Source organism: Rahnella perminowiae, from assembly GCF_019049695.1.
GTDB lineage: Bacteria > Pseudomonadota > Gammaproteobacteria > Enterobacterales > Enterobacteriaceae > Rahnella > Rahnella perminowiae.
On record NZ_JAFMOT010000188.1, the window covers coordinates 19,811 to 40,661 of the forward strand.

The window sequence follows — 20,851 nt, forward strand, 5'->3', positions numbered from 1 at the left end:
GCCCAAGTCCCGATGAGCTTACACAGGTAAGTGATTCGGGCGAGCAAGCGCAGCTAACGCCAAGGCAAGTTCAGTTATGACGAGCATTACTTCGTTACATCCGCGCCGAACCATTTCTGTGAGATCTTCGCGAGTGAACCGTCTTTCTGCATTTCAGCAATCGCTTTGTTGATCGCGGCCAGCAGTTCCGGGTTGTCTTTGCGGATCGCCACGCCCGATTCCAGACGGGAGAAAGGCGCGCCTGCAACCGCTAAGGTGTCACCTGTTTTCTTGACCAGATCCAGTGCAGCCAGACGGTCTACCAGAATAGCGTTGATGCGGCCTACGCGCAGATCCTGATATTTAGTCGGGTCATCATCATAAGTACGGATATCCACACCCTGCACGTTCTGACGTAACCATTGCTCGTAGTTACTGCCCAGACCTACACCGACTTTTTTGCCTTTCAGATCTTCAGGCTTAGTGATGGTGCCTTCCTGTCCTTTTTTGGTCAGCGCCTGAATACCGGAAACAGTGTACGGCGTAGAGAAGTCATATTTTTTCTCACGCTCAGGAGAAATGGTCACCTGATTGATCACCACGTCGATACGTTTAGATTCCAGCGAAGCCAGCATGCCGTCCCATTTGGTCGGTTGCAGTTTCGCTTTCACACCCATGTGCTGCGCCAGCGCATCCGCAAATTCGACTTCAAAACCGGTCAGTTTGCCGTCTTCACCCTGAAAACTGAACGGAGGATAAGTCCCTTCCAGCCCGACGATCAAAGTGCCACGATCTTTAACTTTCTTCAGTAACCCTTCGTCAGCCAATGCATTGCTGACCATGCCTGCGGTCAGCGTGACCGCAACAGCACCCAGAAGCAAACGACGACGCAGTGTAGAAAAACCCATATTCACCTCAGTTATAGTTAGTTATAGAACGCTATATCCCCTACTAATTTGCGCACAGTAGCACCCGCTGCGCCAGTTATCAGGAATATAATTCTATAATCTTAGCTCAAAAAAGCATAAGCGGATTGTAGAGTATTAAACCTGCGGATGATACGCAAACAGTGCCGGTGCGCCGCCGGTGTGAATGAACAGAATCGGGCCTTCTTCCGGGAATAATCCGCGCTCAATACCCTCAAGTAAACCGGCCATCGCTTTGCCGGTATACACCGGATCCAATAACATCGCTTCCTGCTCTGCCAGCAGTTTCACGGCGGCGGTCCCGCCTTCATTTGGCTCACCATAGCGTGGCGCAAAATAGTCGTCCCACAAGATAATTGACGGCGTTTTCTCACCCAGCTGCAATTGTGTTGTCACGTCCCGGGCAATGGCTTCGACTTTCGGACGTTGCGCATCGGCGCTACGTGACACCGTCACGCCAATCAACTGTGTATCCGGCATGAGATGTTGCAACGCAACCGCCAGACCGGCGTGCGTACCGGCGCTGCCTGATGCCACCACCACGGCACTGAAATCCACAAAACTGGCTGAAGATTGCTCGGCGATTTCCAGCGCACATTTCACATAGCCGAGTGCGCCGAGAGCATTGGAGCCGCCAACCGGCACCACGTACGGACGAAAACCTTGTGCCTCCAGGCGTTCAGCTTGTTCGGCAAGTTGCGCCATCGGATCATGCAGTGCGTCGCACATCACCACTTCCACGTTAAAGAGATCCAGCAGCAGACGGTTGCCGTTGGTCAGATAATTTGCTTCGGTAGTGCCGATCGGGTTTTCCAGCAAGGCAACGCATTTCAGGCCCAGTTTAGCGGCTACGGCGGCGGTCTGGCGTACATGGTTTGACTGAATGGCACCGGCAGTGACCAGCGTATCGGCACCTTCTGCCAGCGCAGCCGCGGTCAGATATTCCAGTTTGCGCAGCTTATTGCCCCCCATCGCCAGCGGTGTAATGTCATCACGTTTGATGTAAATATCGCGGCCGACGTATTCAGAAAGACGATGCAGTTTTTCCAGTGGTGTGGCACTGCACAGTAAATCGAGACGATCGAAGGCTTCCAGCCGGGTTTTAAGCAAAGAAATTTTAGCAGGCACAGTGTTCCCCTGACGCACGGCACAGAGCGGTACGAAGTTGTTATCGTTAAAGTAGGTTAGATTCAGAGACGGGTTATTGAGTCAGTATATAAAGAATTTATAGAAACTGCGGACAGATTCAAGACAAAAAAACAGGCTCCCGGAGGAGCCTGTTTGTGCATTGCGCGTCAGTCTGTCTGAGATCCGATTACGCGGATTTCTGCCAGGCCAGATACTGGTCGTATTTGCGCAGGGCAATACGGTAGTTGTCATGACCCGCCACCGGTAAATCACTGATGATTCGCTGGTGGATACTGTCCCCTGAAAGTTTCTCCAGAGGATAGTTGTTTGCAGAGAGGATTTCATCCAGACGGCGGAGGCGGACAACATACTCGCGCACCGTGCTGTGATTCATCTCAGTCTGCTCAAACAGGTATTGCTTAAACGCCATAATGTCAAAATATGACGAATGGCTGTTACAGCTTATCTCACTGCAAAAACGACACAGCGCGGTCAGTTCCTGCGACAGGTTGTGCCACACGTCATCATCAATAGGCTGGTCCATCTTGGCGATGGCCTCTTTATTGATGATTTGCCCGCGAAACACCAGTGCCATCCTGTCGAGTTCTTTTGCACACTGTGAGCAATGAGTCTGACTGTGTTTAAAATCTTTAAGATAACGGCTTAAAGGCCTTGTTTTGATTCCCGCTGGCATAAATTTATTCCTGATAAGGGATATAAAATGTATAACCGGCCAGGAAAAAGCGGATCAGTGGTCGTTAGCCAGACGGGTTCGCAAACGCTTAATCGCCTGACTGTGGAGCTGGCTTACCCGGGATTCCCCGACGTCCAGCACCGCCCCGATCTCTTTTAAATTCAACTCTTCCTGGTAGTAAAGCGTAAGTACCATCTTTTCCCGTTCTGGTAACGCATCGATAGCTTCCATCACCCGGTGGCGTAAATTGCCCTCCAACAGATGATGTAACGGGTTGGCCTCTTCGTGCCCTTCCATCAATGCCTCGGCAGTATCGCCGTGCTCTTCGCGCCATTCGTCATAAGAAAACAACTGGCTACTGTTCGTATCCATTAATATCTGCCGGTACTCCTCGATGGGAATATCCAGCACCTGCGCCACCTCTCCTTCACTCGGCGGTCGCCCTAATTTTTGTTCTGCGCTATGCATCGCCTGAGACACTTCGCGCGCATTACGTCTGACGCTGCGCGGCACCCAGTCGCGGCTACGCAACTCATCAAGCATGGCACCACGAATACGCTGAACGGCATACGTGGTAAATGCCGTCCCCTGCATCGCATCAAAACGCTCAACCGCATTTAACAGGCCGATCCCCCCCGCTTGCAGTAGATCATCAAGCTCTACGCTGGCGGGAAGCCGCACCTGCAAACGCAGGGCTTCATGGCGCACGAGCGGAACATAGCGCTGCCACAAAGAATTTTTGTCTATCACGCCGTCGGCGGTATACAGATCGCTCACTGTCGTAACCTGGCAAATTGAGGGTCAGTATGATTGTGCCAGTGATAACCGCTGTTCAATCGGCTGAATAAGGCCTGAAAAGCACGGTTATTTTGATTATGTCTCGCACATTCTGTTTGCAGACGTCTGCCGGTAACGCGTCAACGATCGATTAAAAAAAGATCATAACCTAAAGATTATCCTAAATTATACCAGTGAATGCGTAGCATTAATCCTTAAGAATGGTAAATTTTGGTTAAAAAAAACCCCGCCGTAGCGGGGTTTGTTCTGTTTATAACCGAACTGCGTAATTTGTCGACTAAGACAATTATTGCAGCAGGGACAATACAGACTGAGGAACCTGGTTAGCTTTCGCCAATACTGAAGTACCCGCCTGCTGCAGGATCTGTGCACGGCTCATGTTGGACACTTCGGTAGAGTAGTCTGCATCCTGAATACGGCTACGTGCAGAGGTCAGGTTGTTAACCGTGTTGCTCAGGTTGCTGATAGTCGATTCAAAACGGTTCTGAGAAGCACCCAGAGAAGAACGTTGAGTATCCACCGCTTTCAGCGCAGCATCGATATCTGCCAATGGGGTTGATTTAGCCGGAGCTGTTGGAACAACTACAGCACCGGTTTCATCAATTTTACCCTTCAAAACGTCGAAACCAATTGAGTCAACCTTGCGAGCAACACCGTTAACTGTATCTGTGGCAGTCATCGCGTATTTATTCAAAGTGGCGCCAGCGGCACTGGTGGTGCCATCAGCCACGGCAGCAGCCAGGTTCCAGCCCGCTGCTGAGTTGATATCGATGCCGATTTTTTCGCCATCTTTAGAGCCAACCTGGAAGTCGTAGGTATTTGCTGTTGCTGCAGTGTTATCGAGAACTTTAATACCGTTAAAATCGGTTTGTCTTGTAACGCGGTCAACTTCCTGCATACGTTGGTTAACTTCAGACTGGATGGAGTCGATGTCTGATGCGGAGTTAGAGCTGTTCTGTGCCTGAACGGTCAGATCACGAATACGTTGCAAGTTGTTGTTGATTTCGCCCAGCGCGCCTTCAGCAGTCTGTGACAGAGAGATACCGTCGTTGGCGTTACGGGAAGCAACAGTCAGGCCATTGATGTTAGACGTGAAACGGTTGGCAATCGCCTGACCCGCTGCATCATCTTTTGCGCTGTTGATACGCAGACCAGAAGACAGACGCTCAATGGCGGTGCCCAGGGATGCTTGAGATTTGTTCAGGTTGTTCTGAGTCATCAGGGACAAGCTGTTAGTGTTGATTACCGCCATAGTATGATTTCCTTAAAGTCTGTTAATTAGGTTTAGGCTTTCGGCCTACGGCTTTATCACCGTCCAAACTTGTATCGGCGCTTACACAGGAACCTTTAGCCAGAATTTAAAAAAAACGAAAAAAAACGTTCCCCCGTTTTTTCTTTCTTATATAGGGCAAACTAAACCCGCAAATTACCCCTCATACAGCCAGCTATTCTTGCCATAGAAATTTAGATGCCCGGTATAAACTTTGTGTCATCTTTGCCGATAACACGAGTAACACCCTTCTATTTAAGGAATATAAAATGGCTAGCGTAAGTTCACTCGGTGCAGGGACCAGTCTTGATCTCACCAGTTTGATGGATTCATTGACCGCGTCAGAAAATGCTCGTCTGACTCCATTCACTACTCAGCAAACCTCCTACAAAGCCAAATTAACCTCCTTTGGTATTTTGCAAACGGCGCTTGATAAGCTGAAAACGGCAACCACCGCATTACAGTCAGCCGGGACCATTGCCGGTACTGCTATCAGCAGCACAAACACCGCTTTCACTGCGACCTTAGCCAGTGGCACAACGGCACCTGCAGGTTCATATAATGTAAAAGTGACACAATTGGCTCAGGCACAATCTTTGCTCACGGGATCAGTCAGTAGCGCCACAACCAATGTGGGTACTGCAGGAACGGCGAGCCGGACAATTACTATCGCGCAAGCAGATAAAACACCGTTAACAGTGACATTGACTGAAGATCAGACCACGCTTACCGGTATTCGCGACGCGATTAATGCTAAACAAAGTGGGGTTACCGCCAGCATCATCAAAGCAAACGATAATAGTTACCATCTGGCATTGACTGCGAACGATACGGGTACAGCGAATGCAATGACAGTCAGCGTCACTGGTGATGATACGTTGAATCAGTTGATCGGGTATGACGCGACATCTTCCACAAATGGTATGACCGTATCGACTAAAGCTCAGGATGCCAAGTTTACCGTTAACGATCTCGAAATCACCCGCAGCAGCAATACCGTCACAGATGCGCTGGAAGGACTGACCATAAACCTAAAATCTGTCTCAGCGAGTACCACGCCAGAGACATTGAGCGTGACAAAAGATACTACGGCAATGACGGCCGCTATTCAGAATTACGTCGATACTTACAACTCCTTGCAAACGACCATTGCCAACCAGACAGCTTATACGTCCGTAGCTAAAGGGGCTGACTCGCAAGATTCCGGCAATGGCGCATTGTTTGGCAATGGTACTGTTCGCACAATTGCCACACAGGTACGCAGCCAGTTGTCTTCAGTTCAATCCAATTCTGATTACGCCACCCTGGCCAACCTCGGTATTACCCAGGATATCAACGGTAAGTTGCAGGTAGATAGCACCAAACTCAATACGGCGCTGACCACCAAGCCTGACAGCGTAGTGAGTTTTTTCCAGGGCGACGGTAAAACAACCGGCTTTGGTACTCAGGCCACTGCCATGCTGACGAAAATGCTCGATACGACAAACGGCTCCATTCAAAATGCTGAAGACGGTATTAATAAATCGCTGAAAAATATCGCAAATAGCATTACATCGACAACAACCAGTATTAACAATAACCTTGCGCTGTATAAAACTCAGTTTACAAATTTATCAGTACTCGTCAATAAACTGACCAGTACAGGTAATTACCTGACACAGCAATTTGCATCGTCGGGCTCTTCTTCATAAGGAATGTGTATGTACCAAAATTCAGGAGCAAAAGCCTATGCCCAAATTGGGCTCGAAAGTGCGGTGATGAGCGCATCGCCGCACCAGTTGGTAGTCATGCTATTTGACGGGGCGCGAAGCGCCCTTATCCGGGCAGGCATTTTTATGCAACAAGGCGATATTCCCGGTAAAGGGAATGCTTTATCAAAAGCCATCAACATCATAGATAACGGACTGATAGCCGGTTTAAGTCGCGAAAAAGGTGATCCTGAATTAGTGGATAACCTCGAAGCACTTTATTCCTATATGGTCCGCCGTTTATTGCATGCAAATTTACACAACGATCAAGAGGCCATCGCTGAGGTGCTGACCCTGCTTGAAAATATCGCCGATGCCTGGCGGCAAATCGGCCCAAACTACCACCCGTCGCAGGACCAATATAATGGATCAACATCAGTATCTGGTTAATGAATATCAACTGATCCTGTCTTTAAGCGAGCAGATGTTGCGGCTGGCGAGAGAGGAAAAATGGGATGAGCTGGTTGAGCTCGAAGTCAGTTACGTGAAAGCAGTAGAAGCTACTACCAGATTGCCGATGTCAGAACAGACATCGATAATGATTCAGAATGATGTCCGCCGCTATTTGCGCATTATTCTGGATAATGAAACTACGATTAAAACATTATTACAGGCCCGGATGAATAAACTCACCGAGCTGATTGGTCAGTCGTCCCGACAACAACAAGTGAATACGACTTACGGAAAGATTGACCTCCGTTCGATTGCCTTTGGCGATCACCAATAATAATTATTTTTTGTTTGTTTTTTATTCCAATATTTCTTGTGCAAAAATAAGCTTTCAGAGGCAGAGAGCGCCTGGCTGCCAGGGCTGGTTCTCTCTGCCTTGTCCCATAATTTATATGCATCAACCGGCAGCCTGTTTGTATTCGCAAAGCGGGAATTTTTTATCAGGCAGCAAACCACAGGTTGCCGTCGTCATTTTCGGGCATCATCATCATGGTTCGTAAAATAAAAGTGACTCCAGGGATAGGAACCATTTCTCTGCTTATTCAGCATAGTGAACTTTTTATTCATGATGTTTATATTAATAAGCCACAACTGGTTCTCATTCAGAACGGAAGCCTCTCCATTACGAACCAGAGCCAGCAAGTGACATTGCAGACGGGCGAAATGCTGGTGCTTAACAGCGGGCAAATGCTGAGCATGACTCACCATTTATCCGGAAATGGCCCTTTCAGCTGCGCAATCATGGCATGGGATCATCAATTACTCAGTGATGCGGGCCTTCATGCGACCGGCTTTAGCCCGCCACTTATTGCTGTTGATACCCTGCAAGTTATTCCGCACATCCCCGGCGCTTTCAAACAAAGTTTTACCGACACTCACTCAGCCATACTCTGGCATCACGGACTGCCCGCACCGATAACCCGTCACCGCATGCTCGAACAGTTACTCTGGTTGTCGCAACTGGGTGTACGTTATTCCATGCAGCACAGTGAAAGCGTGACAGATAACGTACGTGAATTATTAGTCAATAATCTGCATAAGTCATTTACTGCCGCCGAAGTGGCAGAAAAGCTGATGATGAATGAAGTGATGCTGCGCAGACGTCTGGCGGGTGAAAATTGTGTACTGCGAAACCTGATGATCGATGTACGCATGACTCACGCGCTGCGTCTGCTGCAATGCACGGATCTGGCAATTTCACATATTGCCCATCAGGTAGGCTATGAAAGTGGCTCGCGTTTTGCCGAGCGTTTCCGCAAGCGTTTCGGGTTCGCGCCAACCGCGATCCGGGGTCATTTACGCCCCCTTTCGACTCCTGCACTTCTCACAACCGACGATATATAACAACTCGCGCCAAACCGACACAACCCAAAACTTTGAGTAACATCACACAATATTTGATTACCAGATGTTAACGGAATATCATACACGCCGTTATTTTCTTTATGTTCAGGGGCTGGTTGTGCACGTTTGGTGGGAAGTGATTAAAACGATTTACTGGGGCGGACTGGGCATTGCAGTATTATTCACTTTGCTGGTGAGCCGCGACACGATAAAAATAAGGCTGTTAACTTCCGGTATTATCGGGTTTACCTGGCCGATGAGCCTGCCGGTCGTCCTTCTCTTTTCTCTGTTCTGAACCCGTCTTCGCTACAGACACGTTAGTGTAAAGAACCCGGCCTGCAGACCGGGTTCTGATAACAGCATTGCAAGGGTTATTTGCGGGTCTGCACCCAAAATCCGTGGATCAAACCCGGCAGGTAACCACAAAGTGTCAGAATGATGTTCAGCAGAAATGCACCACCGAAACCGTTGCCAATCAGCACACCCAATGGCGGCACAAGAATTGTGATCAATACTCTCCAGAATCCCATCTTATTCTCCCTTTGTTTATCATTGCTTTGTTTATCATAAAGAATGGTAGCGCATGAAAAATGAAACGGGCATCAGATGAAACCTAATTGATCAGCGCCAGCATGATTTCCACCTCCTGCCGCGTTTTTGCCAGCATTTCGCTATCGCCGTTGCGACGTTCTGCATCCGACACCTGATGGATCTGGCGCATTTGCCATCTCACCTGATTCTTTTGTTCTGCTGTCATACTGCGGCACATCACGATAATAAAGTTTCGCAGCATCATTTGTTGCATGGCAGTTTCTTCAGCGTGCTTATTGACCGACATGACCAAATCTATAACATGTTTTTCTGCCATTGCAGATCCCGGTGGGGGTATAGTCAGGCCAAACTAACATGGTCTGACAACCGCTGATGGCGACAGATGATGTGTTTAACGCCGCTATTTCTGCGCATAGAATTTACCCGGATCTCCCGATTATGTTTTCCATCGATCAAGTATTTAAGCGCCTGTCCGCTTCACCTTTTCGTCAGCGTTTCCATCTCGGCGTAAAAGAGTACCGGTATTGTCAGGATAAAGGGCCGGAAACGGTCAGCCGGCATGCGGCGGATTTTATGGCTAAGCGTCTTGCTCCGGCGGAGCCGGAACATGACGGTAAACAAACGCCGATGCGCGGTCACCCGGTGTTTATTGCCCAGCATGCGACGGCCACCTGCTGTCGCGGCTGTCTGGAAAAGTGGCATTCCATACCCGCTCATACTGACATGACAATCGCGCAACAGGAGTATGTCGTAACGGTCATTATGCACTGGCTTCATCAGGAAATGCAGCGCCCTGCTCCGGTGGCTAAGGCGCAAAAGGCTGGCAAAAAAACGTCAGCTAACCCGGATAAGGCACAACAACTGAATTTGTTGTAAGAGGCGCATCACACTCGTTAAAAAATAAAAGGTGATAATCATCACATTTTTTCTGCATTTACAAACTTAACCGCAATCCTACTCTATAATTTTAAAGGAATAAGAATTGTGCGACGGGTTGCCTTCAGCACGCCCTTTGAAGTCTTTCTTTTGCAGTCTTTCGGATGAGCTTTTCCAGGTGAAATGAGTTTTATACTTGTTGTCAGGATAATTGCCCGTATTGGGAAAAGGAGGATGCATGTCTGAGTATCATTATTTACTGGTTGGCGGAAGCCGCAACGGACAACGGCATGTTGATAAACAACATCAGTTTTCGTTGTGCTTTTGGGAAGACGCAGCACAGAACGCAGAACGCGAGTTTTATGGTAAACGTAACGAACGCTACAAAGTTAATCCGGAAAAGGGTGCAGACGGGAACTGGTATCTCGTGGGCTATTGTGGCAACTGTTCGAAGATTAAAGCCGACGAATTAACCACCCAGGCGCTCACCAAGCACGTGAAACCCCTGATGTAATCTTGTTTTTGATAGCCATAAACCCCGCCTTTGACGCGGGGTTTTGTTTTCAGACTCCGGCTGCGTCTCAGGCCGCCACTCCCTGAATGTTTCGGGCAAAAAATGCAACATGCCCTCCTACCCTAAAATGTGCTTCATGATGCCCCAGGCGACCGAGAGGGGCAATACGCACTATCTCACCCTCAAATTCACCATCATGAATACTGGTGATCGCAACATCCAGCTGATAGCTGGCCGGATGTACGCCTACCGGAAACGTGAGCAATTTGATCCTGTCACCGACCTCAAACCGCGTAAGCAGTGGCAAAGGTGCCTGTTCGAACAGATCCTGATCCATATGTGACTCCTTGTTTTCCAGTGGGATTCATTAGAGGATAGAATATGTTGCCGCGTCCTGCAGGATAGCGGCGTGAAGCACTTCTCTCTTTCAACATTTATATCGCGCAAAAGCTGGCACAGATGAATGATGTAGCCCGCAAATGATAAGGATCCCCCGTGCAAAAATTGACGCCACAACAATGCATCATACTGACCGGATTTACCGGCATCCTGCATGGCGAATTTGAGTGGTTTCACCAGGATTTGGAGAAGCGGCTTGACCGGGAAGTTCAGACCTCAGAACTGGGATACCCGGAGTTTATGGCAGAGTGCCGCAGTTTGTACGAAGAAGATTTTAACCGCCTGATGCCGGAGTAAAAAAGAAAGGCCGGGCAAACAACGTTGCCCGGCCTCATGAGTGGATTGTCATTTAAGCTACTGATCACTAAGGTTTCACGATACCGCGAATAAAGTGTTCATTCACCCTGATCACATTACCCGTTTCCACGTTAATGACCTGGTATTGCACGGGTTTAACCTCATCCAGAACAGTGATAACTTCAAACAAACCTGGTGTAAAAGTAAGCGTGACATAAACGCCAACAGGATAGACAGCCATAATTTTATCCTTTCTATCAACCTCTTATAATATACGTCCTTTCCCCCGGCGAGATCATACGCACAGTATTAATCACAGCAGGTTATTTCATTTTATACATTAATCACTTTGGATGAATGTTGCATAAAAGAAATAGAGATCATGTATAAAATGAAGCAGAGACACTTAAAATCAGATAACTCTGACAGACGGCTCAGCAATATAATTAAATTTTACACTCTTCTTACATATCCAGACTTTTCCCGCCACAGTTCTCCCTGCCAGAGCCTTGTTTTCGGGGTAATTTAAGTTAAGAATATGAATCCATTTTGTTATATCGAGAGCCCGCGTGTGAGTGCCCAGATTTTTGAAACCGATGCGGCACATCCGCATCTGACACGACTGATTGCTGAGCTTGATGCTTATCAATACCCGCTCTACCCGCCGGAATCATTTCAGGGAATTAACATCACTGAGCTTGATGACGGTGAAATCATGTGTTTTATGGCGAGAGTTGATGATGACTGGGCCGGTTGCGCCTGTCTGTTTATCACAAAACACGGTCTCGCAGAAATGAAGCGGGTGTATGTGAACCCGCTGTTTCGCGGTCAGGGTATTGCCTCATTACTGATTGCAGCAATCGAAAAGAAACTGAAAATGTTGGGGCACTATGAACTGTTCCTTGAAACGGGTGTGTTTCAGGAAAAAGCCATCACATTGTATGAAAAACTGGGGTATTGCCGGACAGAGGCGTTTGGTGACTATGCCCTGTGCCCGGATCCACTGAGTGTTTATATGATGAAACCGGTGAGATAACACGGGGGAAAACCGCAGCGATAATAATATATACCTCCATAACGCTGTCCGCTGACAGGGTTATGGAGGTGCAAAAAGCGTTTACATCAGAGCGTTGCTTTTTGTTGCTGCCTGATTGTTAGGCGGAATAACCCATTTTTTAAGTGTGATGATGAAAAAATTTTTACCCTTGGTGATTTTCGCACCACGGTCACCGCACTCCAGTGCAAGTTTGAAAAACTCATCACTGTTGATATTAAAAGCCAGCTCGACTTTTTTCACCATGCCGGAATTAAGCAGATCTTCAGCTTCGTGCAATGATTTGGCCTGAATAACTGACATAACAACCTCGTGATATCGGAACGGAAAAGATTGTGTTAGCCCCCGCAGCTTATTTCACTTTTGTTTCGATATTATGACAGTCTCGTGAATATTCAGATTATTGCCACTACAGCGCACAGAAATCACTCAATTCGTGTCGCCGGTCACATCTATGTCAGACGGAAGCGTAAATCCGGCACCGACGTGTCCGGCAACTGCGACTGGTTGTTCATTTCAAGCAAGTTAATCTCAATGTTGGTACACATGGCATCCAGCGGCAGATGGTTATTGGCAAGACCAAAAGGCATTTCCAGTTCTTCCGCCAGTGTATCAAGTGACAGAAAACTATAGGAAATAAAGCCTGACACCAGCAATGTCATGTAGTGCAGATCCACCACCAGCGCAAACGGCAACAAACTACAGAACAGATATACCGTCCGGTGCAGCAACAGGCCATAAGCAAACGGGATCGGCATGCTGACAATACGTTCACATCCACCGACCACCTGGGAAAGCTGCAGGAGCGTGGAATCCATATGGGTGTAGACAATATCCGACAGATCACCGCTGCGGCGTTGCTCAGCCAGCCATTGTGACAAGCGCAGCTGAATCATATTGGTCGGCGCACGGCGCGATAGAATATCTTCCGCATCTTCCCCCATCAGTCGCCCGAGATCCGCATGAGGATCGCTGTGACGCAACTGATGTTTGAGGCTGTAACAGAAAGCCAATAATAACGTGGTCACGCGCTGCGCCTCTTGCGGACACACCGCCATGACCTGACTTTGCAACGTCCGGCAGGCAATCAGCAGGCCGCCCCATAATTGCCGAGCCTCAATGTAGCGTGAATACGCGACACTGTTACGAAAGCCGAGGAAAATCGCGATAGAGACGCCGAGCAGACTGAAAGGCGCGAGCGTCAGTTTCACACCCAGGGTCTCGTACCAGGGAAGGATCAGAATGGCGGCAAGAGACATCAGTAAGTTGAGGCTCAGACGGAACAGAATGCTGGGCAGAACAGAGCCATGCCAGGCGAATAAACGCCAGAACCAGTGGCGGGGAGGACGGATTATCATTTTTTGCAGATGCTTTATGCAGGTGAAGCGATTTTTTTGGCGATTCTGGCAAATAATTCTGCACATGCAAAGGACAATTTTGTGACATCCGCAACATTTTTTCTGTAATCGGCCTTATTCAATTACACCGACATGTTCATCACGTCCTGATACGCCGCTACCAGCTTATTTCTCACCTGGACACCCAGCTGTAAAGAAATCGAGGATTTCTGCAGGTCGACCATCACGTCGTTCAGGCTGACGCCGGGAACGCCCATCTCCAGCTTTTCAGATTCCAGTTTTGCATTGTTCTGGGTCTCGCTGATCTTACCTAATGCCGCTTTTAATTCGCTGGCAAAACCGGCTTCTGATGCGGTATCCGTCTTTGGTGCGGCACCGGCCTGGATTGCCGTGGCCTGCATCTGCTGTAAAACGCTCTCAATGCCTTGAATTGACATGTTTTCTCCGTTTATCGGGCTGTCGATGAACAAATGGCTTCTTTCATGGAATGACACCCTATCACATCAGTTTTTTCCTAAACGCGGTAATTGAACCTAAAAACCACGGCTTATCGGGCCATTAACTTTGCACTAAGCGGCAAATAATGGCTCACCTAGAAAATAGGCCTGCCTGTACGGAGGGCTGAAAAATGTCACGCTTTAACGATTGCGCACTTGGGAGTCTGTTTTGTTAAGAGACAACATGAACATCACCATTCAACAGCTAAATAGGGATCTTGTATGAGTTCCGCAATAGCCGGCGCAGAAACCCCTCCAAGCGGTTTTACTGCGTTGCTTAATCGCCTGCGCGCCAACCCAAAAGTTCCTATCGCCATCGCAGCTGCCGCTGCCGTGGCTATTGTTGTTGTCATGATGCTGTGGGCCAAACAGCCTACTTATAAGGTGCTCTTCAGCAATCTCGGTGATCAGGATGGCGGTGCCATCGTCACTCAGCTGACCCAAATGAATATTCCTTATCAGTTTTCTGACAACGGCGGTGCGTTGCTGATCCCGGCTGACAAGGTCTATGAAACGCGTCTGAAACTGGCTGCGGCCGGTTTACCTAAAGGCGGCGCGGTCGGTTTTGAATTAATGGATCAGGAAAAATTCGGCATCAGCCAGTTCAGCGAGCAGATCAACTATCAGCGCGCACTGGAAGGTGAACTCTCACGCACAATCGAAACGCTGGGCCCGGTCAGCAGCGCCCGTGTCCATTTGGCTATTCCTAAGCCATCGTTGTTTGTCCGCGAACAAAAAAATCCTTCAGCTTCCGTGACCCTGAATTTACAACCGGGCCGTGCGCTGGATGATGGTCAGATCAACGCCATCGTTTATATGGTATCGAGCAGTGTCTCCGGCTTACCGCCTGCGAACGTTACCGTGGTGGATCAGAGCGGCCATCTGCTGACACAGTCTGATAACAACGGTCGTGACCTGAACGCTTCTCAGCTGAAATACGCCAATGAAGTGGAAGGCCGTCTGCAACGTCGTATCGAATCCATTCTGCAACCTGTGGTCGGCAACGGTAACGTGCATGCGCAAATCACCGCGCAGATTGATTACGCCAGCCGTGAGCAGACAGATGAAAATTATCAGCCAAATGGTTCTCCGGATAAAGCGGCGGTGCGTTCACGCCAGTTAAGCACCAGCGATCAGATTGGCGGTACCTCTGTGGGCGGCGTGCCAGGCGCATTGAGCAACCAGCCAGCTCCGTCAGCCACAGCCCCGGTGACTAACCCACCGGCGGCGAACAATGCCAATGGTACGCAGAATCAGACCGGCAGCACGGCACAGAATGCAGCGGCAAGTGCCAATGCCAACGTGCCGTCTAACCGTCGTCGTGATGAAACGACCAACTATGAAGTCGACCGCACCATCACACATACCCAGCACAGTGCCGGTGCCGTTCAGCGTCTGTCTGCGGCGGTAGTGGTTAACTATCAGGTCGGGCCGGATGGCAAAGCGAAGCCGCTGACCGACGACCAGTTGAAGAAAATTGATGATCTGGTCCGCGAAGCGATGGGCTTCTCCCAGGAACGTGGCGATACGCTGAACGTGGTGAATACGCCGTTCAATCAGACAACCGATGATTCCGGTGATCTGCCGTTCTGGAAACAACAGGCGTTCTTTGATCAGTTACTCAATGCAGGTCGCTGGTTACTGGTGCTGATTGTGGCCTGGCTGCTGTGGCGCAAGATGGTTCGTCCGATGTTGCGCAAACAGCAGGCAGACAAAGAAGCCGCCGCTGCCGCTGCACTCGCAGCCTCTATGCCGCAGCCTGAAGGCAGCAAACCGGTCAAACTCAGCAATGACGAGCTGGAGAAACGTAAACGTTCACAACAGCGTGTCAGTGTCGAAGTACAGACCCAACGTGTTCAGGAGCTGGCCGATAAAGATCCACGTATCGTCGCCCTGGTTATCCGCCAATGGATGAGTACCGAACAACCATGACTATGACCGGAACCGAAAAAAGCGCCGTTTTGATGATCACGCTGGGTGAAGACCGCGCGGTGGAGGTATTCAAACACCTCTCCCCTCGCGAAGTGCAGCAAATCAGCGGCGCGATGGCGAATATTCATCAGATTTCTAACAAACAGCTGGCAGAAGTGCTGAATGAGTTCGAAGACGAATCCGAGCAGTACGCCGCACTGAGTGTCAATACCAGCGAATACCTGCGTTCGGTGCTGACCAAAGCGCTGGGCGAAGAGCGCGCCTCGAGTCTGCTGGAAGACATTCTGGAGTCGCGCGAAACCACCAGCGGCATGGAAACACTGAACTTCATGGAACCGCTGATGGCGGCCGACCTTATCCGCGACGAACATCCGCAGATTATCGCCACCATCCTTGTGCACCTCAAACGTGGCCAGGCTGCCGATATTCTGGCGCTGTTCGACGAACGTCTGCGCAACGACGTGATGCTGCGTATCGCGACCTTCGGCGGCGTCCAGCCAGCGGCGCTGGCTGAACTGACGGAAGTACTGAACAACCTGCTTGATGGTCAGAACCTCAAACGTTCGAAGATGGGTGGTGTTCGTACTGCGGCAGAAATTATCAACCTGATGAAAACTCAGCAGGAAGAAGCGGTTATCGAAGCCGTTCGTGGTTACGACGGCGAGCTGGCGCAGAAAATTATCGACGAGATGTTCCTGTTCGAAAACCTCGTGGATGTGGACGACCGCAGTATTCAGCGCCTGTTGCAGGAAGTCGAAGGCGAATCGTTACTGGTGGCACTGAAAGGGGCGGAACAGCCATTGCGCGACAAATTCCTGCGCAACATGTCGCAACGTGCAGCAGATATCCTGCGCGACGACCTGGCAAACCGTGGACCGATGCGTATGTCTCTGGTCGAGAACGAACAAAAAGCGATTCTGCAGACGGTTCGCCGCCTGGCAGAGTCCGGCGAAATGATGGTTGGCGGCGGCGAGGATTCTTATGTCTGATTCTCCTCATACTGATTCTCCGGAATCTGAAAAGCCGGCAACGGAAACGAAAACTGCAGAAGAACGTCATGCAGAGCGTATCAACGCCCTGCCCTGGCAACGGTGGAAGCCGGGCGATCTCAGAATGCCGGTCTTTACCACGCCCGATGAGCCTTTACTGGCCGATGGCGAAGAAGAACAAGACAACGGACAACCCAAAGTTCAGGTAGACCAGAACGAATTGCTGAATCTTCAGCGTCGCGCTGAACAGCAGGGTTTCCAGCAGGGCCTTGATGCCGGACAGAAACAAGGTTACGCCGCGGGTTTCCAGCAAGGTCAGGAAGCCGGACTGCAACAGGCGTTACAGGAAGGTCAGCAACAGCAGGCGGTGCTGACTGAGCACTGGCAGCACATGGTTTCTGACTTCCAGCAAACGCTGGATGCACTCGACAGTGTTATTGCTTCCCGTCTGATGCAGATGGCGCTGACTGCCGCCAAACAGATTATTGGTCAGGCACCCATATGTGACGGTTCTGCCCTGCTTAATCAGATTCAGCAATTGATCCAGCAGGAACCGATGTTCAAGGGCAAACCGCAACTGCGCGTTAACCCGGCAGACTTCGAACGTGTGGAATTACAACTTGGTGCCAGCCTCAGTATGAACGGCTGGCGACTGCTGGCCGACAGCCAGATCCACAGCGGGGGGTGTAAAGTCAGTGCCGAAGATGGCGACATGGACGCTTCGCTGGCCACCCGCTGGCATGAGCTGTGCCGTCTCGCTGCGCCGGGAGATCTCTGATGACCGCCCGCCTGAGCCGTTTGCTGAAAACGCTGGATGACGCGGAAAAACGTATGGCCCGCACGCCGTCAGTCCGTCGCTATGGTCGCCTGACCCGGGCAACAGGTCTGGTGCTGGAAGCCACCGGATTGCAACTGCCTCTGGGTGCAACCTGTCTGATTGAACGCCATGACGGGCCGGTCGTGCAGGAAGTGGAAAGTGAAGTGGTCGGTTTCAACGGTCAGAGCCTGTTCCTGATGCCGCTGGAAGAAGTGGAAGGCATTTTACCGGGTGCGCGTGTGTATGCCCGTATTGCCGCCGATGGTCAGACCGCAGGCAAACAACTGCCGCTCGGCCCGCAGTTGCTCGGCCGCGTGCTGGATGGCAGCGCCAAACCGCTCGATAGTTTACCGCCGCCGGACACCGGCTATCGCGCCGCTCTTATCACGCCACCGTTCAACCCGCTGCAACGTACGCCGATAACGGATGTACTGGATGTCGGCGTTCGTGCCATTAACGCCCTGCTGACCGTCGGTCGCGGCCAGCGTATGGGGCTTTTCGCCGGTTCCGGTGTGGGTAAATCTGTCCTGCTCGGCATGATGGCGCGTTACACCAAAGCAGACGTCATTGTGGTCGGGCTGATTGGTGAGCGTGGCCGTGAAGTTAAAGATTTTATCGAGAATATTTTGGGCGATGAAGGACGCGCCCGTTCCGTGGTTATCGCGGCACCGGCTGACGTGTCTCCCCTTTTGCGTATGCAGGGTGCCGCTTACGCCACGCGTATCGCTGAAGATTTCCGTGACCGCGGCCAGCACGTATTGCTGATCATGGATTCCCTGACCCGCTATGCCATGGCGCAGCGTGAAATCGCCCTGGCGATAGGTGAGCCCCCGGCTACCAAAGGCTATCCGCCTTCCGTATTTGCAAAACTGCCTGCGCTGGTTGAACGTGCGGGTAACGGTATCAGCGGCGGCGGCTCGATTACCGCGTTCTATACCGTGCTGACCGAGGGGGATGACCAGCAGGATCCGATTGCCGATTCCGCCCGCGCCATTCTTGACGGCCATGTGGTGTTGTCGCGCCGTTTAGCGGAATCCGGCCATTATCCGGCCATTGATATTGAAGCGTCGATCAGCCGTGCGATGACCTCACTTATCGATGACGCGCAGTACGGGCGCGTACGTAATTTCAAACAATTGTTATCCAGTTATCAGCGTAACCGTGACCTGGTCAGCGTCGGCGCCTATGCCGCAGGCAGCGATCCGATGCTCGATCGCGCTATCAAGCTGTATCCGCAGATGGAAAACTTTCTGCAGCAGGACATCATGGAACGCAGCACATATGAAGACGCCTGTCTGGAACTGAACATGTTGCTCCCGGGCTAAACCTAGATAAGCAGAGGCATAAATGGAAAGCTCATCGCCGTTAATCACACTTTGCTCGCTGGCGCAAAAAGCGCTGGATCAGGCGACCAGTCATTTGGGCCAAATCCGGCAGTCGCATCATCAGGCAAAAGAACAGCTCACCATGCTGCTCAATTATCAGCGTGAATACCGGGAAAAACTCAACTCCACCATGACCGGCGGGATTGCCGCGAATACCTGGCAAAACTATCAGCAGTTTATCGGAACGCTGGAAGTCGCAATTGAGCAGCACCGTAAACAGTTACAACAATGGGATCAGCGGCTGAATGCGGCGGTTAACCAGTGGCAGGATAAGCAGCAACGGCTCAATGCATACCAGACGTTGCAAACCCGCGCCAGTGAGCAACAACGTTCTCTGGAAAACAAGATTGATCAAAAGCAGAACGATGAGTTCGCCCAGCGCAGCGCACACAGGAAGAAACAATCATGAATCTGAACATTTTGCCTGCAGCCGTTACCACGGCCAAGACTACCGCGAGCGCGGCGACAGGCAGTTCATCTGCCAGCACATCAGCGGCGACGGACATCAGTACAATTCCCGATACCGGCGCAACCAGCCCGGCTGATTTTGCCAGCCAGCTTGAAGCTCAGCTCGGCGAAAAAGTGGATCCTAAAATCACCAGCACGTTAGCCAAACTCGGCCAGCAAATTTCCGCCAAAGGGGCGATCGTCGATAAAACGACACTGACGCAGGCGGTGGCGTCGGGTGAAGAAGATGGCAGCCTGATGCTGGATGAAAGTGATCTGAGCAAAATGATTGCCGCCATTCAGATACTGCCGGCTGGCACTCTGAAAGGTGCGGGCACCGCGTCGGTCAAAGATGCTGCCCTGAGCGATAAAGATAAAGACAGCGCTGACACCAGCACTGATCTTTCGGTTCAGTCCCTGCTCGCTCAGCTGGCGGTTCAGCAACAACCTGCCCCGCAGGTCCAGACCGCAACCGCCGTAGCCACGCAAATTACCCGCAATGAGACGCCTGCAACTGATAAGCAAAATTCGCTGCTGGGTGGGCTGACCGCATCTTCCTTACTGACCGGTGAGGGCAAAACGGCCGCCGTAACGGATACCGATCCGAAAGCTGCAGCCTCCGGCACTACCACAGCGGGTTCTGCGCAGCATGCAGCCAGCAGTAAAGCAACCACCGGCAACACCCCTGATTTTAGCAGCGCCCTGGCGTCAATGAGTGCAGCAGCCGGCAATGCCGCGGCTTTACAGCAAAATGACAGCCGCCCTTCTGATAACAGCACACAGGCACTGAATCAGCTGAGCACTGCGGCTGTTGCCGTTTCTTCCGCCCCGGTGTCCACCACGCCGACCACCACCAGCGCCGTGACCGCGCCGTCCACGCCACTGCTTAACGCACAGCTCGGTACGCCGGAATGGCAGCAACAACTGGGTCAGCAAGTGATGATGTTCAACCGTCAGGGGCAACAGACCGCAGAACTTCGTCTGCATCCTGCGGATCTTGGCTCTATCCAGATCAGCATGAAGATTGAAAATAATCAGGCGCAGCTGCATTTTGTGTCGGGTCACAGCGGCGTGCGCTCGGCAATTGAATCCGCCATGCCGGAACTTAAAACGGCGCTGGCAGATAATGGTATCAGCCTGGGTCAGAGCAGCGTGGGCAGCGACAGTTCGCAGTGGCAACAGGCCCAGCAGCAAAGTCAGTCCGGTTCGCAGCAAGGTAACGCGGCCAGCTGGGCGGCGTTCAACTCCGGCAGCAACACTTCTGCCAGCGATGCTTTGCCGGTTCCGGCATCGATAGCGTCACGGGTCAGCGGCAATAACAGCGTGGACATTTTTGCGTAGGAATTTGCGTAAAAGTCCACAGAATTGTTTCAGATAATTACCGACGGTCAGTTCTC

Annotated in this window: 27 protein-coding genes; 15 read left to right on the forward strand and 12 right to left on the reverse strand. The window is 50.9% G+C overall.

Translation table 11 applies throughout. The features are described from left to right. Positions 1-86: 86 nt before the first annotated feature. The 5 genes from tcyJ to J1781_RS23600 form a co-directional block, all read right to left on the reverse strand. Entirely contained in the window at positions 87-887 is an 801-nt protein-coding gene (gene tcyJ, locus J1781_RS23580; RefSeq protein WP_129951480.1) for a cystine ABC transporter substrate-binding protein, read from the reverse strand. A gap of 135 nt (positions 888-1,022) precedes the next feature. Continuing rightward, positions 1,023-2,033, reverse strand: coding sequence for a D-cysteine desulfhydrase (locus J1781_RS23585; RefSeq protein WP_129951481.1), 1,011 nt, complete (start codon positions 2,031-2,033; stop codon positions 1,023-1,025). A gap of 187 nt (positions 2,034-2,220) precedes the next feature. Beyond that, a complete protein-coding gene (fliZ, locus tag J1781_RS23590; protein WP_129951482.1) occupies positions 2,221-2,727 on the reverse strand; it encodes a flagella biosynthesis regulatory protein FliZ in 507 nt (168 codons plus the stop codon). A gap of 54 nt (positions 2,728-2,781) precedes the next feature. Next, positions 2,782-3,504, reverse strand: coding sequence for an RNA polymerase sigma factor FliA (locus J1781_RS23595; RefSeq protein WP_129951483.1), 723 nt, complete (start codon positions 3,502-3,504; stop codon positions 2,782-2,784). A 307-nt stretch (positions 3,505-3,811) separates the two neighbouring features. Continuing rightward, positions 3,812-4,777: a flagellin N-terminal helical domain-containing protein gene (locus J1781_RS23600; RefSeq protein ID WP_217234283.1), complete on the reverse strand. Its 966-nt coding sequence runs from the start codon at positions 4,775-4,777 to the stop codon at positions 3,812-3,814. 287 nt (positions 4,778-5,064) lie between these two features. Between J1781_RS23600 and fliD the strand changes: the two genes are divergently transcribed. The 5 genes from fliD to J1781_RS23625 all read left to right on the forward strand — a co-directional run bounded on the left by fliD (position 5,065) and on the right by J1781_RS23625 (position 8,632). Then, positions 5,065-6,486 (forward strand): flagellar filament capping protein FliD, encoded by a 1,422-nt coding sequence (gene fliD / locus J1781_RS23605; protein ID WP_217234284.1) that lies wholly within the window; start codon positions 5,065-5,067, stop codon positions 6,484-6,486. Between the two features lie 9 nt (positions 6,487-6,495). Next, positions 6,496-6,933, forward strand: a complete 438-nt coding sequence (fliS, locus tag J1781_RS23610) for a flagellar export chaperone FliS (protein ID WP_015697542.1) — start codon at positions 6,496-6,498, stop codon at positions 6,931-6,933. Next, positions 6,908-7,270 carry a flagella biosynthesis regulatory protein FliT gene (gene fliT, locus J1781_RS23615; RefSeq protein ID WP_129951488.1) on the forward strand — a complete coding sequence of 121 codons (363 nt, stop codon included), beginning with the start codon at positions 6,908-6,910 and terminating at the stop codon, positions 7,268-7,270. The genes fliS and fliT overlap by 26 nt, the downstream gene beginning before the upstream one ends. A 365-nt stretch (positions 7,271-7,635) precedes the next feature. Further along, positions 7,636-8,337 carry a helix-turn-helix transcriptional regulator gene (locus J1781_RS23620; RefSeq protein WP_331252991.1) on the forward strand — a complete coding sequence of 234 codons (702 nt, stop codon included), beginning with the start codon at positions 7,636-7,638 and terminating at the stop codon, positions 8,335-8,337. Between the two features lie 118 nt (positions 8,338-8,455). Further along, positions 8,456-8,632: a GhoT/OrtT family toxin gene (locus J1781_RS23625; RefSeq protein ID WP_013575783.1), complete on the forward strand. Its 177-nt coding sequence runs from the start codon at positions 8,456-8,458 to the stop codon at positions 8,630-8,632. Positions 8,633-8,708: 76 nt separating this feature from the next. Here J1781_RS23625 and J1781_RS23630 read toward each other — a convergent pair whose 3' ends face one another. Together J1781_RS23630 and J1781_RS23635 are read right to left on the reverse strand one after the other, a co-directional pair. Next, positions 8,709-8,867 carry a YqaE/Pmp3 family membrane protein gene (locus tag J1781_RS23630; RefSeq protein WP_015690040.1) on the reverse strand — a complete coding sequence of 53 codons (159 nt, stop codon included), beginning with the start codon at positions 8,865-8,867 and terminating at the stop codon, positions 8,709-8,711. 83 nt (positions 8,868-8,950) lie between these two features. Continuing rightward, entirely contained in the window at positions 8,951-9,205 is a 255-nt protein-coding gene (locus J1781_RS23635) for a hypothetical protein (RefSeq protein WP_217234285.1), read from the reverse strand. A gap of 122 nt (positions 9,206-9,327) precedes the next feature. On the opposite strand from J1781_RS23635, the gene J1781_RS23640 reads away from it, so the two are divergent. Both J1781_RS23640 and J1781_RS23645 read left to right on the forward strand, forming a co-directional pair. Next, on the forward strand, positions 9,328-9,765 hold the full coding sequence (locus J1781_RS23640; RefSeq protein WP_238483610.1) for a DUF4186 domain-containing protein: 438 nt from the start codon (positions 9,328-9,330) through the stop codon (positions 9,763-9,765). A gap of 238 nt (positions 9,766-10,003) precedes the next feature. Then, positions 10,004-10,279: a hypothetical protein gene (locus J1781_RS23645; protein ID WP_013575787.1), complete on the forward strand. Its 276-nt coding sequence runs from the start codon at positions 10,004-10,006 to the stop codon at positions 10,277-10,279. A gap of 67 nt (positions 10,280-10,346) precedes the next feature. Here the strand turns inward: J1781_RS23645 and J1781_RS23650 are convergent, their stop codons facing one another. Beyond that, entirely contained in the window at positions 10,347-10,616 is a 270-nt protein-coding gene (locus J1781_RS23650; protein ID WP_129951492.1) for a hypothetical protein, read from the reverse strand. 158 nt (positions 10,617-10,774) lie between these two features. On the opposite strand from J1781_RS23650, the gene J1781_RS23655 reads away from it, so the two are divergent. Then, positions 10,775-10,975, forward strand: coding sequence for a DUF7736 domain-containing protein (locus J1781_RS23655; protein ID WP_129951493.1), 201 nt, complete (start codon positions 10,775-10,777; stop codon positions 10,973-10,975). Between the two features lie 67 nt (positions 10,976-11,042). On the opposite strand, the gene J1781_RS23660 is transcribed toward J1781_RS23655, so the two are convergent. Further along, positions 11,043-11,216, reverse strand: a complete 174-nt coding sequence (locus tag J1781_RS23660) for a hypothetical protein (RefSeq protein ID WP_165383685.1) — start codon at positions 11,214-11,216, stop codon at positions 11,043-11,045. A 330-nt stretch (positions 11,217-11,546) separates the two neighbouring features. Here J1781_RS23660 and J1781_RS23665 point away from each other — a divergent pair, with 330 nt between their 5' ends. Further along, positions 11,547-12,011, forward strand: a complete 465-nt coding sequence (locus J1781_RS23665; protein WP_217234286.1) for a GNAT family N-acetyltransferase — start codon at positions 11,547-11,549, stop codon at positions 12,009-12,011. Between the two features lie 81 nt (positions 12,012-12,092). On the opposite strand, the gene J1781_RS23670 is transcribed toward J1781_RS23665, so the two are convergent. From J1781_RS23670 to fliE, 3 genes are all read right to left on the reverse strand, one after another. Further along, positions 12,093-12,332 carry a hypothetical protein gene (locus tag J1781_RS23670; RefSeq protein WP_129951495.1) on the reverse strand — a complete coding sequence of 80 codons (240 nt, stop codon included), beginning with the start codon at positions 12,330-12,332 and terminating at the stop codon, positions 12,093-12,095. A gap of 149 nt (positions 12,333-12,481) precedes the next feature. Continuing rightward, on the reverse strand, positions 12,482-13,387 hold the full coding sequence (locus tag J1781_RS23675; RefSeq protein ID WP_217234287.1) for a bestrophin family protein: 906 nt from the start codon (positions 13,385-13,387) through the stop codon (positions 12,482-12,484). 122 nt (positions 13,388-13,509) lie between these two features. Beyond that, a complete protein-coding gene (gene fliE / locus J1781_RS23680) occupies positions 13,510-13,824 on the reverse strand; it encodes a flagellar hook-basal body complex protein FliE (protein ID WP_013575795.1) in 315 nt (104 codons plus the stop codon). A 282-nt stretch (positions 13,825-14,106) separates the two neighbouring features. On the opposite strand from fliE, the gene fliF reads away from it, so the two are divergent. Genes fliF through J1781_RS23710 form a run of 6 tightly spaced genes read left to right on the forward strand, consistent with a single transcriptional unit; the run spans position 14,107 to position 20,795 of the window. Beyond that, complete coding sequence (gene fliF, locus J1781_RS23685) at positions 14,107-15,816, forward strand: flagellar basal-body MS-ring/collar protein FliF (RefSeq protein ID WP_129951497.1); 1,710 nt, start codon at positions 14,107-14,109, stop codon at positions 15,814-15,816. Continuing rightward, positions 15,813-16,805, forward strand: a complete 993-nt coding sequence (fliG, locus tag J1781_RS23690) for a flagellar motor switch protein FliG (protein ID WP_217219967.1) — start codon at positions 15,813-15,815, stop codon at positions 16,803-16,805. Before fliF ends, fliG begins: the two co-directional genes overlap by 4 nt. Beyond that, positions 16,798-17,583: a flagellar assembly protein FliH gene (fliH, locus tag J1781_RS23695; RefSeq protein WP_238483259.1), complete on the forward strand. Its 786-nt coding sequence runs from the start codon at positions 16,798-16,800 to the stop codon at positions 17,581-17,583. The genes fliG and fliH overlap by 8 nt, the downstream gene beginning before the upstream one ends. After that, entirely contained in the window at positions 17,583-18,947 is a 1,365-nt protein-coding gene (gene fliI, locus J1781_RS23700; RefSeq protein ID WP_047610946.1) for a flagellar protein export ATPase FliI, read from the forward strand. Before fliH ends, fliI begins: the two co-directional genes overlap by 1 nt. A 22-nt stretch (positions 18,948-18,969) precedes the next feature. Continuing rightward, a complete protein-coding gene (gene fliJ / locus J1781_RS23705; RefSeq protein ID WP_129951499.1) occupies positions 18,970-19,416 on the forward strand; it encodes a flagellar export protein FliJ in 447 nt (148 codons plus the stop codon). Next, positions 19,413-20,795 carry a flagellar hook-length control protein FliK gene (locus J1781_RS23710; protein WP_129951500.1) on the forward strand — a complete coding sequence of 461 codons (1,383 nt, stop codon included), beginning with the start codon at positions 19,413-19,415 and terminating at the stop codon, positions 20,793-20,795. Before fliJ ends, J1781_RS23710 begins: the two co-directional genes overlap by 4 nt. The last annotated feature ends 56 nt before the right edge of the window (positions 20,796-20,851 follow it).